At 47.3% G+C, this 13256-nt stretch carries 13 protein-coding genes; 8 read left to right on the forward strand and 5 right to left on the reverse strand.

From position 1 onward, the window contains the following. Nucleotides 1–78: 78 nt before the first annotated feature. Nucleotides 79–1143, reverse strand: coding sequence for a glycosyltransferase family 9 protein (locus FEK66_RS09140; RefSeq protein WP_135494157.1), 1065 nt, complete (start codon nt 1141–1143; stop codon nt 79–81). 291 nt (nt 1144–1434) lie between these two features. Next, nucleotides 1435–2286: a glyoxalase III HchA gene (gene hchA, locus FEK66_RS09145; protein ID WP_131161099.1), complete on the reverse strand. Its 852-nt coding sequence runs from the start codon at nt 2284–2286 to the stop codon at nt 1435–1437. Between the two features lie 691 nt (nt 2287–2977). Here hchA and FEK66_RS09150 point away from each other — a divergent pair. Then, complete coding sequence (locus FEK66_RS09150; protein WP_130208625.1) at nt 2978–3382, forward strand: universal stress protein; 405 nt, start codon at nt 2978–2980, stop codon at nt 3380–3382. Nucleotides 3383–3471: 89 nt separating this feature from the next. Here FEK66_RS09150 and ompC read toward each other — a convergent pair whose 3' ends face one another. Then, entirely contained in the window at nt 3472–4653 is a 1182-nt protein-coding gene (ompC, locus tag FEK66_RS09155; protein ID WP_138211453.1) for a porin OmpC, read from the reverse strand. A 648-nt stretch (nt 4654–5301) separates the two neighbouring features. Between ompC and drpB the strand changes: the two genes are divergently transcribed. The 4 genes from drpB to vsr are packed head-to-tail and all read left to right on the forward strand — an operon-like array spanning nt 5302 to nt 8254. Continuing rightward, a complete protein-coding gene (gene drpB / locus FEK66_RS09160; protein ID WP_276606719.1) occupies nt 5302–5583 on the forward strand; it encodes a cell division protein DrpB in 282 nt (93 codons plus the stop codon). A 39-nt stretch (nt 5584–5622) separates the two neighbouring features. Then, nucleotides 5623–6342 (forward strand): phosphohydrolase, encoded by a 720-nt coding sequence (locus FEK66_RS09165; protein ID WP_130259950.1) that lies wholly within the window; start codon nt 5623–5625, stop codon nt 6340–6342. A 42-nt stretch (nt 6343–6384) separates the two neighbouring features. After that, the gene (gene dcm, locus FEK66_RS09170; protein ID WP_135407114.1) at nt 6385–7803 is read left to right on the forward strand and encodes a DNA-cytosine methyltransferase; all 1419 of its coding nucleotides are present in this window, start codon (nt 6385–6387) and stop codon (nt 7801–7803) included. Continuing rightward, complete coding sequence (gene vsr, locus FEK66_RS09175) at nt 7784–8254, forward strand: VSPR family DNA mismatch endonuclease (protein ID WP_130259948.1); 471 nt, start codon at nt 7784–7786, stop codon at nt 8252–8254. The genes dcm and vsr overlap by 20 nt, the downstream gene beginning before the upstream one ends. Here the strand turns inward: vsr and yedA are convergent. Next, on the reverse strand, nt 8243–9163 hold the full coding sequence (gene yedA, locus FEK66_RS09180) for a drug/metabolite exporter YedA (protein ID WP_130259947.1): 921 nt from the start codon (nt 9161–9163) through the stop codon (nt 8243–8245). The two genes, vsr and yedA, sit on opposite strands and share 12 nt — an antisense overlap. A 171-nt stretch (nt 9164–9334) precedes the next feature. Here yedA and FEK66_RS09185 point away from each other — a divergent pair, with 171 nt between their 5' ends. The 3 genes from FEK66_RS09185 to dgcQ all read left to right on the forward strand — a co-directional run bounded on the left by FEK66_RS09185 (nt 9335) and on the right by dgcQ (nt 12390). After that, complete coding sequence (locus tag FEK66_RS09185; protein WP_130216453.1) at nt 9335–10252, forward strand: DUF808 domain-containing protein; 918 nt, start codon at nt 9335–9337, stop codon at nt 10250–10252. Between the two features lie 78 nt (nt 10253–10330). Further along, nucleotides 10331–10513 carry a DUF2158 domain-containing protein gene (locus FEK66_RS09190; protein ID WP_130208609.1) on the forward strand — a complete coding sequence of 61 codons (183 nt, stop codon included), beginning with the start codon at nt 10331–10333 and terminating at the stop codon, nt 10511–10513. A 182-nt stretch (nt 10514–10695) separates the two neighbouring features. Further along, nucleotides 10696–12390: a cellulose biosynthesis regulator diguanylate cyclase DgcQ gene (gene dgcQ, locus FEK66_RS09195; RefSeq protein WP_135494103.1), complete on the forward strand. Its 1695-nt coding sequence runs from the start codon at nt 10696–10698 to the stop codon at nt 12388–12390. Here the strand turns inward: dgcQ and FEK66_RS09200 are convergent. Beyond that, on the reverse strand, nt 12387–13202 hold the full coding sequence (locus FEK66_RS09200) for a mannosyl-3-phosphoglycerate phosphatase-related protein (RefSeq protein WP_135407110.1): 816 nt from the start codon (nt 13200–13202) through the stop codon (nt 12387–12389). The genes dgcQ and FEK66_RS09200 overlap by 4 nt on opposite strands. Between the last annotated feature and the right edge of the window lie 54 nt (nt 13203–13256).

Genomic DNA, 13256 nt, shown 5'->3' on the forward strand with positions numbered 1-13256 from the left:
AAAAAAGCCTGCTTTCGAGCGGGCTTTTTGCTTTTCTGCAAACGTGCTTTAGTGTTTGAATTTTTGTTAGAGCTTTCATTACGCTGTGACTGAAATTTTCGCGATAATCCTTTTCAGCGTATTGCTGAATTCATCCAAATTTAGATGATCAATAGCCTTTCCTACCACAATCGTCTCTGAAATGCCGGCCATGGCAGGCCAGCGAGTCTTATAATCAGCATACACGGCGATGACAGGAACATTATAAGCACTTGCCATGTGTAAAATAGATGTGTCTGGCGTTATTGCAAGGAAGGCATCTCTTATGATTGCTGCAGACCGCATTATTGAAGGTGATAACGACAAATGATAAACGTTATCAAAATGCCGGGTTAGTTCCAGGGCTGTTTCCGAACCTTTCGGACCATGAACAATGACAATTGGCATGTCTGATTGCATTTTAATCATCTCAATGATTTTTTGTGCCATTGTTAATGAAAATGTTCTCTCTTGCACGCTACCTTCTAAATTAAGAGCAATATATGAACCTAATGAATGCATCTCACAACGTACTTCTTTTAGCACTATTTCGCTGAGGGGCAATTCAAATATGGGCGGGGGCGCCGGAAATCCTACTTCTCGCATCATGAAGGCCCATGTCAGCGGTACTGGGGCGCGTAGTGACTGATCCATTTTCGACGCTGACTTACATATCGGTGAATAACATTTCATTGTTAAACCCACAACCTGTAAATTTGTATTGGCTCGTAAATGGCTAATAAATAGCATCGTCTTCAGGTTTTTCTTGCGCATTGCTTCAATACAAAGATCAGGAGCTCCATATTGTTCATTGATGTTTTTTGCTAATTTTTTTATTTCTTTAATACTGGCATGATCCTGCATTGTCATACTGATCAATGTTAATTTTGTTTGTTCCAGATGAAGTGCATCAAAAACAGATTTATTAATTGTTGATGTGACAATTAATAAGTGTTTTATTTTATGCATTTCAAGCGATCGGATTATTGGGTAAATAGCCATTGCATCCCCAATTTGATCGGGAATGTGAATAACTACGAATTCACTTTTTGCAATATCAGTATTTTTGCAGCGATAATCATAATACGCAAATGCAATACGTCTGAAAAATGATACAAATGACATTTCCAACCTCGCTTCCATTCTGGTTAAAACGTGGTGAAGTTTAACAGAAATGATTGATTTCTAAAATCGATAAATAATAACGTGGAATATGCTATATATTTATTGTTTATGTGTTAATCATTTTCGAGAATTATCATTTTGTTTAAAAACAGCTTGTGTCGCATTCTTCAGTCTGGGGTGCATAAAGTGAAGGGAAGCGTTAAAACGTCAGTAATTGGAGGTGGTCGTTTTCATGTTTGTTAAGTGGGGGAGAGTTACCCCCACTTTTATTCCACAGTAAGTGTCAGCCGATTAACCTACGTATGCGGCCAGCATCTCCTGTGCTGCCAGTTTGCCTAACGCATTTGCTGCGAAAGGACTGTCACCGGTTAAAAGCTTACGATCTTTGTGTACCCGGCCGGTAATATCATCATTGACGATGTTCATGCCCATTTTCTTCAGTTCTTCACCAAAGTACCAGGTCAGATGACCCGGCATGTAGCCAATCTCTGGTGTTTGTTTGTCTGCAGCGTCAGGGAATGCGCAAATTGAATAACCATTTAATGGGTTATCGCCGTGGCGAAGCGCCAGAAAGGCTGCCGGACCGTGGCAAAGAGAGATAACAAAACGGTCATTTTCGATTGCCCACCGCAGAGCGGCAGCCACGTCTTTGCTTTCTGGTAAACCAATGAGTGCACCGTGACCGCCAGGAACAAAGATTGCTGCGTACTCGCTGTCTGCGTTGAGGCTGGCGACAACATCTGCCAATTTTTTCGGATTGCGGAACAGAGATTTGTGCTGCTCAAAGAATGGCATCACTTTTTCATCTTTACGCGGCATAGCCCAATATTCAAATTTTGTCATCAGGCCAGAAAGCGTCGCAACCTCGAACTCGAAACCAGCAGCATGCAGATGATATAACGGCAGCAACGTTTCAATCGGATGGTTTCCTGTTGAGAAGAGCTTACCATTATCAGTTGGCAAATAGCGTTCATCGGCGGCGATTACCAGAATTTTTTGCTTTCCGCTATACGATTTTGGATAGTCTACCCCATCAAGATCAGAAATCGGGCTGGTATATTGGCCTAACGAATATTCTGACGGGAAGAAAGCATTATCTTCAGCCATATCGATTTGCGGATTCTTACTTTGTTGAACAGTCATAGTGTATTCCTTGTTGTTACTTATGTAGGTTAGTCACTATATTCGCGACTGAGCTGGTTGCTATTTTTAACCAGGTGGTAAATTGGAGTCAATATATCGAAAGCGGTATGCAAGGGGGGAATGTGCGATGATTATGCTGCACTTGTGTCGAATATTAATCATGCCGATTTCTCCTTATTGCGTAAAGTGGTCGTAATTGGTGTTAATTTATTTTAGTCTATTTTTCAGAAATCAGGATATTGATTCACGGTAGCACAAATTTTAATTGTGGTGATTTTTTGTGCTCACGTGAAGTTTAGAGCGGCGCCAGATGTGCCTACAATAGGAGGATTCGCCTGAGGCCTGCTTAAAACAGGTAAATGCTGAAGCGAAGAATCTCGCCGGGCCATGCTATGAGAGTGTAAGTTAAGAAAATGAGATTATTAGCAAAAAAATAATCGTAAAACTGTCTGGCACGAGAGATTATCGCGAAAGAATGATGATCCAGATTAAGGTTTAACTGATGACAGATATGATTAATTACTTGTCATCAGATGTACTCTTTGCACAATTTGTCAGAGGGAATGGCCTGGAGACTAAAGTGGGGCAGCAACGATAACTTTTCCAAAAAAACGACTTAAATATAGTATTAGAAATATGCACTAATAATTCAAGTGCAGTTGATTATATTGAATTTTTTCAGGGAATACCTATGTACCGAAATATTGTTATTCCGGTGAATGTTTTTTCTCGGGATGATAGAGAGCAAGCGTTTTTGCACGCGCAATTTTTCGCCAATGTTTCTTCTGGACATGTTCACTTACTTGGCTTTATACCGGAATATTTAAGAGTTCTCGAGCGTGGGTATATTTCTGATATGCATCGTTTTAAAGAAGGTCTACGTGGGCAGGCTGTGTGCCGTTTAGCTCATATAGCAGAACAACTGGTTTTGCCTGAAGGATTTATTCATACATATGTTCATTTCGGCACTCTTCCGGAAGGGATAAAGGAACTTGCTGAACAACAACTGGCTGATGTTATTGTGCTGGGAGCTACGCAGGAATTAGGGTTTATCGACATGCTACGGCAGTTTAGCGTGCCGCTGTTGGTGATTTGATGTGGGATATAAAAAAGCCTGAATTCGATGAGGGACGAACTCAGGCCGATATTATGTTTTACAGTTACGTGCCGCGGCGCGTTGGCTGATTAGAACTGGTAGACTAAGCCCACAGCAACGATATCGTCGGTCGCGATGCCGTTTTCTTTGTAGAAGTCGTCGCCGTTGTCCAGCAGGTTGATTTTATAATCAACATAGGTGGACATGTTTTTGTTGAAATAGTAGGTCATACCGATATCAACATATTTAACCAGGTCTTTGTTGGTGGAATGATGATTACCCTGGCTGTCAAAGTTATCACTATTTACACCGCCTAAATCCTTACCTTTTGATTGCAGGTAAGCGATGGACGGACGCAGACCGAAGTCGAACTGATACTGAGCAACAACTTCGAAGTTTTGGGTTTTGTTAGCGATAGCATCAGCATCACCGTAACCAGTCATGTTACGGGTTTCAGCATACATGGCTGCTAAGTAAACGTTATTAGCGTCGTATTTTGCACCAACGGTCCATGCTTCTGCTGTTTGACCGCCAGCAGTTGCATCGAAGCGATCCCCGTAACGAGTATCATGCAAACCTTTGTGAACCTGGTTATCGGTACGGTCAGAGTTAGAATATGCAGCACCCAGACTTAAACCGAAGTCGAAGTCATAGGAAGTTGACATACCGAAACCATCACCATTTTCTTTGGTAATGCTACGTCCCTTACCAGAACCTTCCTGACCGAATGGTCCACTGCTTTCATTATTACTCTGATATTGCAGAGCAAAGTTCAGGCCATCAACCTGACCAAAGAAACCATTGTTACGGTAGGTTGCAACACCATTAGCACGACCGTTCATGAAGTTGTCGGCACCAGCGTAGGTATCGCCACCAAATTCTGGCAGCATATCGGTCCATGCTTCAACGTCATATACGACACCGTAGTTACGACCATAGTCGAAAGTACCGTTCTGACCGAAACCTAAGCCTGCAAATGCCAGACGAGTTGCGGTATTGCCCTTGTCGCTCTCAGCGCCATTTGCGCCAATGTTAAACTCCCACTGACCATAGCCAGTGAACTGGTCAACGATCTGGGTTTCACCTTTGAAACCGATACGGGCATATGACATGTCGCCATCACTGCCAGAGTCATCAGAGAAGTAGTGCAGACCTGCTACTTTTCCGTATAAATCCAGTTTATTACCATCTTTATTATAGACTTCAGCCGCATTTGCTGCGCCAGCAACTAATAACGCCGGGACCAGCATTGCCAGAACTTTTCTTTTCATTATGTATTCCCTTGTGATTATAATCTTCATGAATATATCAATAAGTGCCGTTATCCAAAAAAAAGCACATTTGGATACTATTCTATGAAGTTCATTTTATTTTAAAGATTACATGTAACAAATGTATTTAAAAGATTTCAAAATATTTCTATTCTATTTAATATAATTCATAATTATGAATTTCAGACATAAGTATTCATCATATTTATATTTGTATATCAATTGGTTATTGTTCTTTTGGAAGGATGGATTACATCAATGATTGTTGAACTAAAGACTGAGTGTGATCTACTGCACATTAATGAACGCATAAAAAAAGCCGGCATCATGCCGGCCCAAAAAATATAAACAAGACGATAAAAGGCTAATAACGTAGTCATCATGACACAGAAAACAAAAAAGGTATAATTGTATTCAATGCCAATATATTCAAAATATGAATTAATCAATTATGCCCAAACAAAAAACAAATGCCTTCCGACTTGTTTTTTCTGCACATAATGTCAGTGGTTAAGATTCATATATTTGTTCAAAAAATGAGTGAGACTTGACTGGCTCGACCGATGTGGAAAAATGTGACTTTTATCACATAACAGTATAAGTCTGAATTTTCCGGGTTATCTCAAAATGGAGTATGGTTCGACAGCAATGGAAGAAAGACTCTCTCGTAGCCCTGGCGGCAAACTGGCTTTATGGGCTTTCTATACCTGGTGTGGTTATTTTGTCTGGGTAATGGCGCGTTACATCTGGGTAATGAGCCACATCCCCGATGCCCCCGTGTCTGGATTTGAAAGTGATTTAGGTTCAACTGCGGGAAAGTGGTTAGGCGCGTTAGTGGGGTTTTTGTTTATGGCCATGGTCGGGGCGTTGTTAGGCGGCATTGCCTGGTACACGCGACCTCGCCCCGTACGTAGCAGACGCTATGAGTAAAAACTGCTAAGGTTGCGACTCTTTGGCCGCGGAGCGCATATGGACTTACAACACTGGCAGGCACAATTCGAGAACTGGTTGAAGAGCCATCATCAGTATCAGGACGCGGCCCATGACCTGTGTCATTTTCGCCGCGTCTGGGCGACGGCACAAAAACTGGCGGTCGATGAAGACGTGGACATGCTGGTGATTTTAACCGCCTGTTATTTTCACGATATCGTGAGTCTGGCGAAAAATCATCCGCAACGGCAGCAATCTTCAATGCTGGCAGCAGAAGAGACGCGTCGCCTACTATGTGAAGAGTTTGCGCAATTTCCAGCGGAGAAAATAGAGCCCGTTTGTCATGCCATTGCCGCACACAGTTTCAGTGCGCAAATTACGCCCTTAACGGCGGAAGCTAAAATCGTGCAGGATGCGGACCGGCTGGAAGCCTTAGGCGCGATTGGCCTGGCGCGTGTGTTTGCGGTTTCAGGCGCGTTAGGTGTGGCGCTGTTTGATGGCGAAGATCCGTTCGCGCAGCATCGCCCGCTCGATGATAAACGTTACGCGCTGGACCACTTCCAGACCAAGCTGCTAAAACTACCTCAAACGATGCAAACCACAAAAGGTAAACAACTGGCGCAACACAACGCCCGTTTTCTGGTGGAGTTTATGGCCAAACTTAGTGCTGAACTGGCGGGGGAGAATGAAGGTATCGATCACAACGTGATTGATGCGTTTTCGCCAGCTGACTGCGCGCGTGGCCCTAAACCGATGTAATTATGTTAACCTGTCGGCCATCTCATATGGCCGGTTAAATCTATGCAGGAAAATATTTCAGTAACCGATTCATACAGCACCGGGAATGCCGCACAGGCAATGCTGGAGAAACTGCTGCAAATTTATGATGTTAAAACGCTGGTGGCGCAACTTAATGGTGTGGGTGAGAACCACTGGAGCGCGGCGATTTTAAAACGTGCGCTGGCGAATGATTCGGTATGGCACCGTTTAAGTGAAAATGAGTTCGCCCACCTGCAAACGTTGCTACCCAAACCGCCAGCACATCATCCGCATTATGCGTTTCGCTTTATCGATCTCTTTGCCGGGATTGGTGGTATCCGTCGCGGTTTTGAGTCAATTGGCGGTCAGTGCGTATTTACCAGTGAATGGAATAAACATGCGGTGCGCACCTATAAAGCCAACCATTATTGCGACCCGGCGACTCATCATTTTAATGAAGATATCCGCGACATTACCCTGAGCCATAAAGAGGGCGTAAGTGATGACGCGGCGGCGGAACATATCCGTCAGCACATTCCTGAACACGATGTTTTACTGGCCGGTTTTCCTTGCCAGCCGTTTTCACTGGCTGGCGTATCGAAAAAGAACTCGCTTGGGCGGGCGCACGGTTTTGCCTGCGATACCCAGGGGACGTTGTTCTTTGATGTGGTGCGCATCATCGACGCTCGTCGTCCGGCGATTTTTGTGCTCGAAAACGTTAAGAACCTGAAAAGCCACGACCAGGGTAAAACGTTTCGCATCATCATGCAGACGCTGGACGAACTGGGCTATGACGTTGCCGACGCAGAAGATAACGGCCCGGACGATCCGAAAATCATCGATGGCAAACATTTTCTACCGCAGCACCGTGAGCGCATCGTGCTGGTGGGCTTCCGTCGCGATCTTAATCTGAAAGAAGATTTCACCCTGCGTGATATTAGCGATTGTTTCCCGGTGCAGCGAGTGACGCTGGCGCAGTTGCTGGACCCGATGGTCGAAGCGAAATATATCCTGACGCCGGTGCTATGGAAGTATCTCTATCGCTATGCGAAAAAGCATCAGGCGCGCGGTAACGGCTTCGGTTATGGGATGGTTTATCCGAACAATCCGCAAAGTGTCACGCGCACGCTTTCTGCCCGTTATTATAAAGACGGCGCGGAAATCTTAATCGATCGCGGCTGGGATATGGCGACAGGTGAGAAAGACTTTGACGATCCGCAGAATCAGCAACATCGCCCACGCAGATTAACGCCTCGTGAATGCGCGCGCCTGATGGGTTTTGAAGCGCCGGGAGAAGCAAAATTCCGTATACCGGTTTCTGATACGCAAGCCTATCGTCAGTTCGGTAATTCGGTGGTAGTACCGGTTTTTGCCGCGGTGGCAAAACTGCTCGAGCCAAAAATCAGACAAGCGGTGGCGTTGCGTCAGCGAGAAACACAACATGGCCGACGTTCACGATAAGGCCACGCGCAGCAAAAATATGCGCGCGATTGCCACGCGCGATACGGCAATCGAGAAACGTCTCGCCAGCCTGTTAACTGAGCAGGGGCTGGCGTTTCGTGTTCAGGAAGCCAGTCTTCCCGGACGTCCGGATTTTGTCCTTGATGAATTTCGCTGTGTGATATTTGCCCACGGTTGCTTCTGGCACCATCACCATTGCTATCTGTTTAACGTCCCCGCCACGCGAACAGATTTTTGGCTTGAGAAGATAGGTAAAAATGTCGAGCGCGATCGGCGCGATATCAGTCGTTTGCAGGAACTCGGCTGGCGTGTGTTGATTGTCTGGGAATGTGCGTTACGCGGGCGGGAGAAATTAACGGACGCGGCACTTACCGAGCGTCTGGAAGAGTGGATCTGCGGCGAGGGCGCCAGCGCGCAGATCGACACTCTGGGGATTCATTTACTCGCTTGATGCATCCTGAATGACGGGAGCGACAACGGGTTTTGCCGGGAAGAGATATTTCCCCAACGTGACCAGTACCACGGCGAAAACAATCACTCCTAGCGCCAGCCATTCAATCTTCGACAGCGTTTCGCCGCCCAGACCCGTACCCAGCAATACCGCGACCACGGGATTAACATAGGCGTAGCTGGTGGCCAGAGCCGGACTGACATTGCGGATTAAATACATATAAGCGTTGATGGCGATAATCGAGCCAAACAGCGTCAAATAGCCGACTGCAAGGAAACCAGAAAGCGAAGGGACTGCTGTCAGTTTTTCACCCGCAATCATCGACGCAATCATTAACACTACGCCTGCTGCCAGCATCTCAATGGCGCCTGCCATCATCCCTACCGGCAAGGTAATGCGCGAGCCATAAACCGACCCAAACGCCCAGCTAATTGAGCCGATTAAAATCAGCATTGCACCCCACGGGTTACCGCTTAAATTACCGCCACTATTGAGCATGATGATCCCGGCAAGCCCAATGGCGATACCCACCCATTCCAGTTTGCGCGTTTTAATGCCAAACAGGCGGCTGAAGCAAAGAGTAAACAGTGGCACAGTTGCCACCACCACGGCTGCAATGCCGGAAGGGACGTTTTGATGTTCGGCAACCGTCACCATACCGTTACCGACAGCCAGCAGTAACAGGCCAATAAGCGCGGCGTTGAGCAGGGGACGTAGCGGCGGCAATTTGTGCCCACGCAGCAGTAAAAATGCCATCAATAAAAGACCTGCTGCCAAAAATCGCACCCCCGCCATCATTAACGGTGGCCAGCTTTCAACGCCAATCCGAATGACAAAATAGGTCGAGCCCCAAATGATATACAACGCAAACAGCGCGCCAAAAAGCGGTAACAACTGGCGGAAACGCATAATCCCTCACGGTGGAAATAAAAAGGTGGTTCATAGTAAACGTGAAAATCATTCTGCTGGCGAGAGATATAATTGTGCTTGATTGTTAAAAAAATGTTGACCTGTGAAGCACAGTATCAGGCAAGCCGATTTTGCTTCATACTTAGCGCGTCAACGAAAAAATGAGAGGGAATGCTTTTGGCCGGGAGTAGTTTATTGACGTTGCTCGATGATATCGCCACTTTGCTGGACGATATCTCCGTGATGGGCAAGCTGGCGGCGAAGAAAACCGCCGGCGTATTAGGGGATGACTTGTCGCTCAACGCGCAACAAGTTTCAGGCGTGCGTGCCAACCGGGAACTTCCTGTGGTCTGGGGCGTGGCGAAGGGATCGCTAATCAATAAAGTGATTCTGGTGCCGCTGGCGCTGATCATCAGTGCATTTATCCCGTGGGCAATTACGCCACTGTTGATGATTGGTGGTGCGTTTCTCTGCTTTGAAGGGGTAGAGAAAGTGCTACATATGCTGGAGGCGCGTAAACACAAAGAGGATCCGGCGCAGAGTCAGCAGCGTCTGGAAAAACTGGCGGAGCAAGACCCGCTCAAGTTTGAAAAGGACAAAATAAAAGGGGCCATTCGCACCGATTTTATTTTGTCTGCGGAAATTGTCGCCATAACGCTGGGTATTGTGGCGGAAGCGCCGCTGATTAATCAGGTGCTGGTGCTCTCAGGGATTGCTCTGGTGGTAACGATTGGCGTGTATGGCCTGGTGGGGATTATCGTTAAGATTGATGACCTGGGCTACTGGCTGGCAGAAAAGTCCAGTACGTTGATGCAGGCGTTGGGTAAGGGGCTGTTGATTATCGCGCCCTGGCTGATGAAAGCATTATCGGTTGTCGGCACGCTGGCGATGTTCCTGGTTGGCGGCGGCATTGTGGTGCATGGCATCGCGCCGCTGCATCATGCCATTGAACATTTTGCCGGACAGCAGAACGCGCTTGTGGCGATGATATTACCGACTGTTTTAAATCTGATTCTTGGATTTATCATCGGTGGCATCGTGGTGCTGGGAGTGAAAGTGGTAGCGAAAATGCGCGGCCAGGCACATTAAAATTCACATTGGCTGTTATGCAAAATTCGCCATCCTCGACTAAGGTGAACAAGTTTCACTCGAAAAAAGGAGGCGAGTATGAGCTTTATGGTTAGTGAGGAAGTCACGGTAAAAGAGGGCGGCCCGCGGATGATTGTCACTGGGTATTCCAGCGGTATGGTTGAGTGCCGGTGGTATGACGGTTATGGGGTCAAGCGGGAAGCTTTTCATGAAACCGAGCTTGTTCCGGGGGAGGGGAGTTGTTCGTCGGAAGAAGTTTGAAAATGTGCAATTAACACCAGGCCGGATGTGGCGTTCACGCCGCATCCGGCAGTTGTGCCAGCGTCAATATCGAAGGCCTGATGCCTCGTATCATGCCAACATTATAAAATTATCGTTGTTTGGCGGTACGCTATCGCCAGGTTATGCCAGAATCATTAAAAAGCAGGTTGGGAGTCGTCAGGGTGCAGCACGAGACAAAAATGGAAAACCAGAGCTGGCTAAAAAAACTCGCGCGCCGCCTGGGGCCAGGTCATGTCGTTAATCTGTGTTTTATCGTGGTGTTGATCTTCTCCACTTTGCTCACCTGGCGTGAAGTCGTGGTGCTGGAAGACGCCTATATCTCCAGTCAGCGTAATCATCTGGAAAACGTTGCCAACGCGCTCGACAAGCAATTGCAATATAACGTCGATAAACTGATTTTTTTGCGTAATGGAATGCGTGAAGCCCTTGTTGCGCCGCTGGATTTCACCTCTATGCGTAACGCTGTTGTCGAGTTTGAACAACATCGCGACGAGCACGCCTGGCAAATCGAACTCAACAGACGACGCACTCTGTCAGTAAACGGTGTCTCGGATGCGTTAGTGAGCGAGGGAAATCAGCTTTCTCGCGAAAATGAATTACTCGACAATGAAATTACTGCCGCACTGGAAGTCGGCTACTTACTACGACTGGCGCACAACTCTACTTCGATGGTTGAACAGGCAATGTATGTCTCGCGCGCCGGATTCTACGTTTCGACGCAGCCGACGTTGTTTACCCGAAATATCCCTACGCGTTACTACGAATTTGTCACGCAACCCTGGTTTATCGGCCAATCAGAACGAGAAAATCGTCAACGTGGCGTACGATGGTTTACCTCTCAGCATGGCCATAACAATGTTACTGAACCGCAGGTCACCGTAAGCGTACCGGTCGACAGTAATAATTACTGGTATGGCGTGTTGGGAATGAGTATCCCTGTGCGCTCGATGCAGCAATTTCTAAAAAACGCTATTGATAAAAAACTGGATGGTGAATACCAGCTCTACGACAGCAAACTAAAATTATTGACTTCATCTAACCCGGAACACTCGGCGGAGGACCTTTTTGATCCTCGAGAGCTGGCATCTCTGGCGCAGGCTATGGAACACGATACGCGCGGTGGTATTAGGATGAACAGTCGCTATGTTAGCTGGGAGCGACTGGACCATTTTGACGGCGCATTAGTGCGCATTCATACGCTTAGTGAAGGTGTGCGTGGTGATTTCGGCAGCATCAGCATTGCGTTAACCCTTCTGTGGGCGCTCTTTACGACGATGTTACTTATCTCATGGTATGTGATTCGCCAGATGGTCAGCAATATGTATGTCCTGCAAAGCTCGTTGCAGTGGCAGGCGTGGCATGACACCTTAACGCGCTTGTATAACCGTGGCGCATTGTTCGAAAAAGCGCGTCCGCTTGCCGAATTGTGTCAGATACACAAACATCCGTTTTCTGTCATCCAGGTCGACCTTGACCATTTTAAAGCGATTAATGACCGCTTTGGTCATCAGGCAGGCGATCGTGTGCTGTCGCATGCTGCCGGATTAATCAGTCGTTCATTGCGTTCACAGGACGTTGCAGGCCGCGTGGGCGGCGAGGAGTTTTGTGTGATTCTGCCTGGCGCTAACCTGGCGCAGGCAACGGAAGTGGCCGAACGTATTCGCCTGAAGCTGAATGAAAAAGAGATGTTGATCGCCAAGAGCACGACCCTACGCATCAGTGCTTCGCTGGGGGTGAGTAGCAGCGAGGAAACCGGCGATTATGATTTTGAGCAATTACAGTCTCTGGCCGATCGGCGGTTGTATCTCGCAAAACAAGCGGGGCGCAATCAGGTCTGCGCGAGTGATAGCCCTTAACTGGCCGTGAAAAAGTGATCCAGCCCTTCGCGCCAGCCTTCCGGTCCTTCTCGCTGTGTCCGCCAGACACGGGCCGGATCCTCATTTTGCAAATGCACTCCTTCCCGGTTTAGCCCTTTTACGATCACCGCATAATCCATCACTTCCAGTAATGGTGCGTCATTTGGGCCGTCGCCTAAGCCAAGCGTGGTCGGACGTTTTCCACGCGATTGCTGATATGCCGCAATGATCCAGTTGGCTGCCTGATCTTTCCCGGCTGAGACATCCAGCACATGCCAGAAACGCGCACCTTGCACAAACTGCAAGCCCAGTTCATTCAGGCGAGCGGTAAATTGTGCCATCCGCTCGTCACTGTCGCGCCAGATAAGCGTGACCGAAGCCTCATGCAACTGCGTCAGTGCGGCCTGGCTGCGGCTTAAGCCAGTCCATTCAGCGATGGTTGTATCATCGACGTCATCAAAGGTGGTGAATTTGAAGTGTTCTTTCTCACGCAGCGTATTTAATACCTGGCTGATCTCACTATGAGCAATACCCGAGATGATGCGCGGAAAATCGTCCAAATCCTGCCATTGTTGATCCAGTTGGATCACCGCGCCGTTCTCTGCAATGAGTGACAACCCTTGCAGACCTAACATCTTTTGCAGGTACAGCATTTCAGCCGAGGTTTTACTACTACACAGGATCACGGGGATCTCCGCTTCCCGCAGGCGGATTAACCAGGAGGCGGCAGGTTGCCAGTCATAGCTATGACTGTCCAACAGGGTGCCATCAAGATCGGTGAAAATCAGCAGCGGTTGATGAATTGAAAGCATGATCGCGCAGTACTCCCTTTGCCGGATATTTCTTAAAACAGCACGAATTATAAA

This window comes from Escherichia sp. E1130 (assembly GCF_005781065.1).
Classification (GTDB): Bacteria; Pseudomonadota; Gammaproteobacteria; order Enterobacterales; family Enterobacteriaceae; genus Escherichia.

Coding starts and splice junctions, on each gene's coding strand:
- FEK66_RS09140 (WP_135494157.1), bottom strand. CDS start 1,143: ATGTCATTTGTATCATTTTTCAGACGTATTGCATTTGCGTATTATGAT.
- hchA (WP_131161099.1), bottom strand. CDS start 2,286: ATGACTGTTCAACAAAGTAAGAATCCGCAAATCGATATGGCTGAAGAT.
- FEK66_RS09150 (WP_130208625.1), top strand. CDS start 2,978: ATGTACCGAAATATTGTTATTCCGGTGAATGTTTTTTCTCGGGATGAT.
- ompC (WP_138211453.1), bottom strand. CDS start 4,653: ATGAAAAGAAAAGTTCTGGCAATGCTGGTCCCGGCGTTATTAGTTGCT.
- drpB (WP_276606719.1), top strand. CDS start 5,302: ATGGAAGAAAGACTCTCTCGTAGCCCTGGCGGCAAACTGGCTTTATGG.
- FEK66_RS09165 (WP_130259950.1), top strand. CDS start 5,623: ATGGACTTACAACACTGGCAGGCACAATTCGAGAACTGGTTGAAGAGC.
- dcm (WP_135407114.1), top strand. CDS start 6,385: ATGCAGGAAAATATTTCAGTAACCGATTCATACAGCACCGGGAATGCC.
- vsr (WP_130259948.1), top strand. CDS start 7,784: ATGGCCGACGTTCACGATAAGGCCACGCGCAGCAAAAATATGCGCGCG.
- yedA (WP_130259947.1), bottom strand. CDS start 9,163: ATGCGTTTCCGCCAGTTGTTACCGCTTTTTGGCGCGCTGTTTGCGTTG.
- FEK66_RS09185 (WP_130216453.1), top strand. CDS start 9,335: ATGCTTTTGGCCGGGAGTAGTTTATTGACGTTGCTCGATGATATCGCC.
- FEK66_RS09190 (WP_130208609.1), top strand. CDS start 10,331: ATGAGCTTTATGGTTAGTGAGGAAGTCACGGTAAAAGAGGGCGGCCCG.
- FEK66_RS09200 (WP_135407110.1), bottom strand. CDS start 13,202: ATGCTTTCAATTCATCAACCGCTGCTGATTTTCACCGATCTTGATGGC.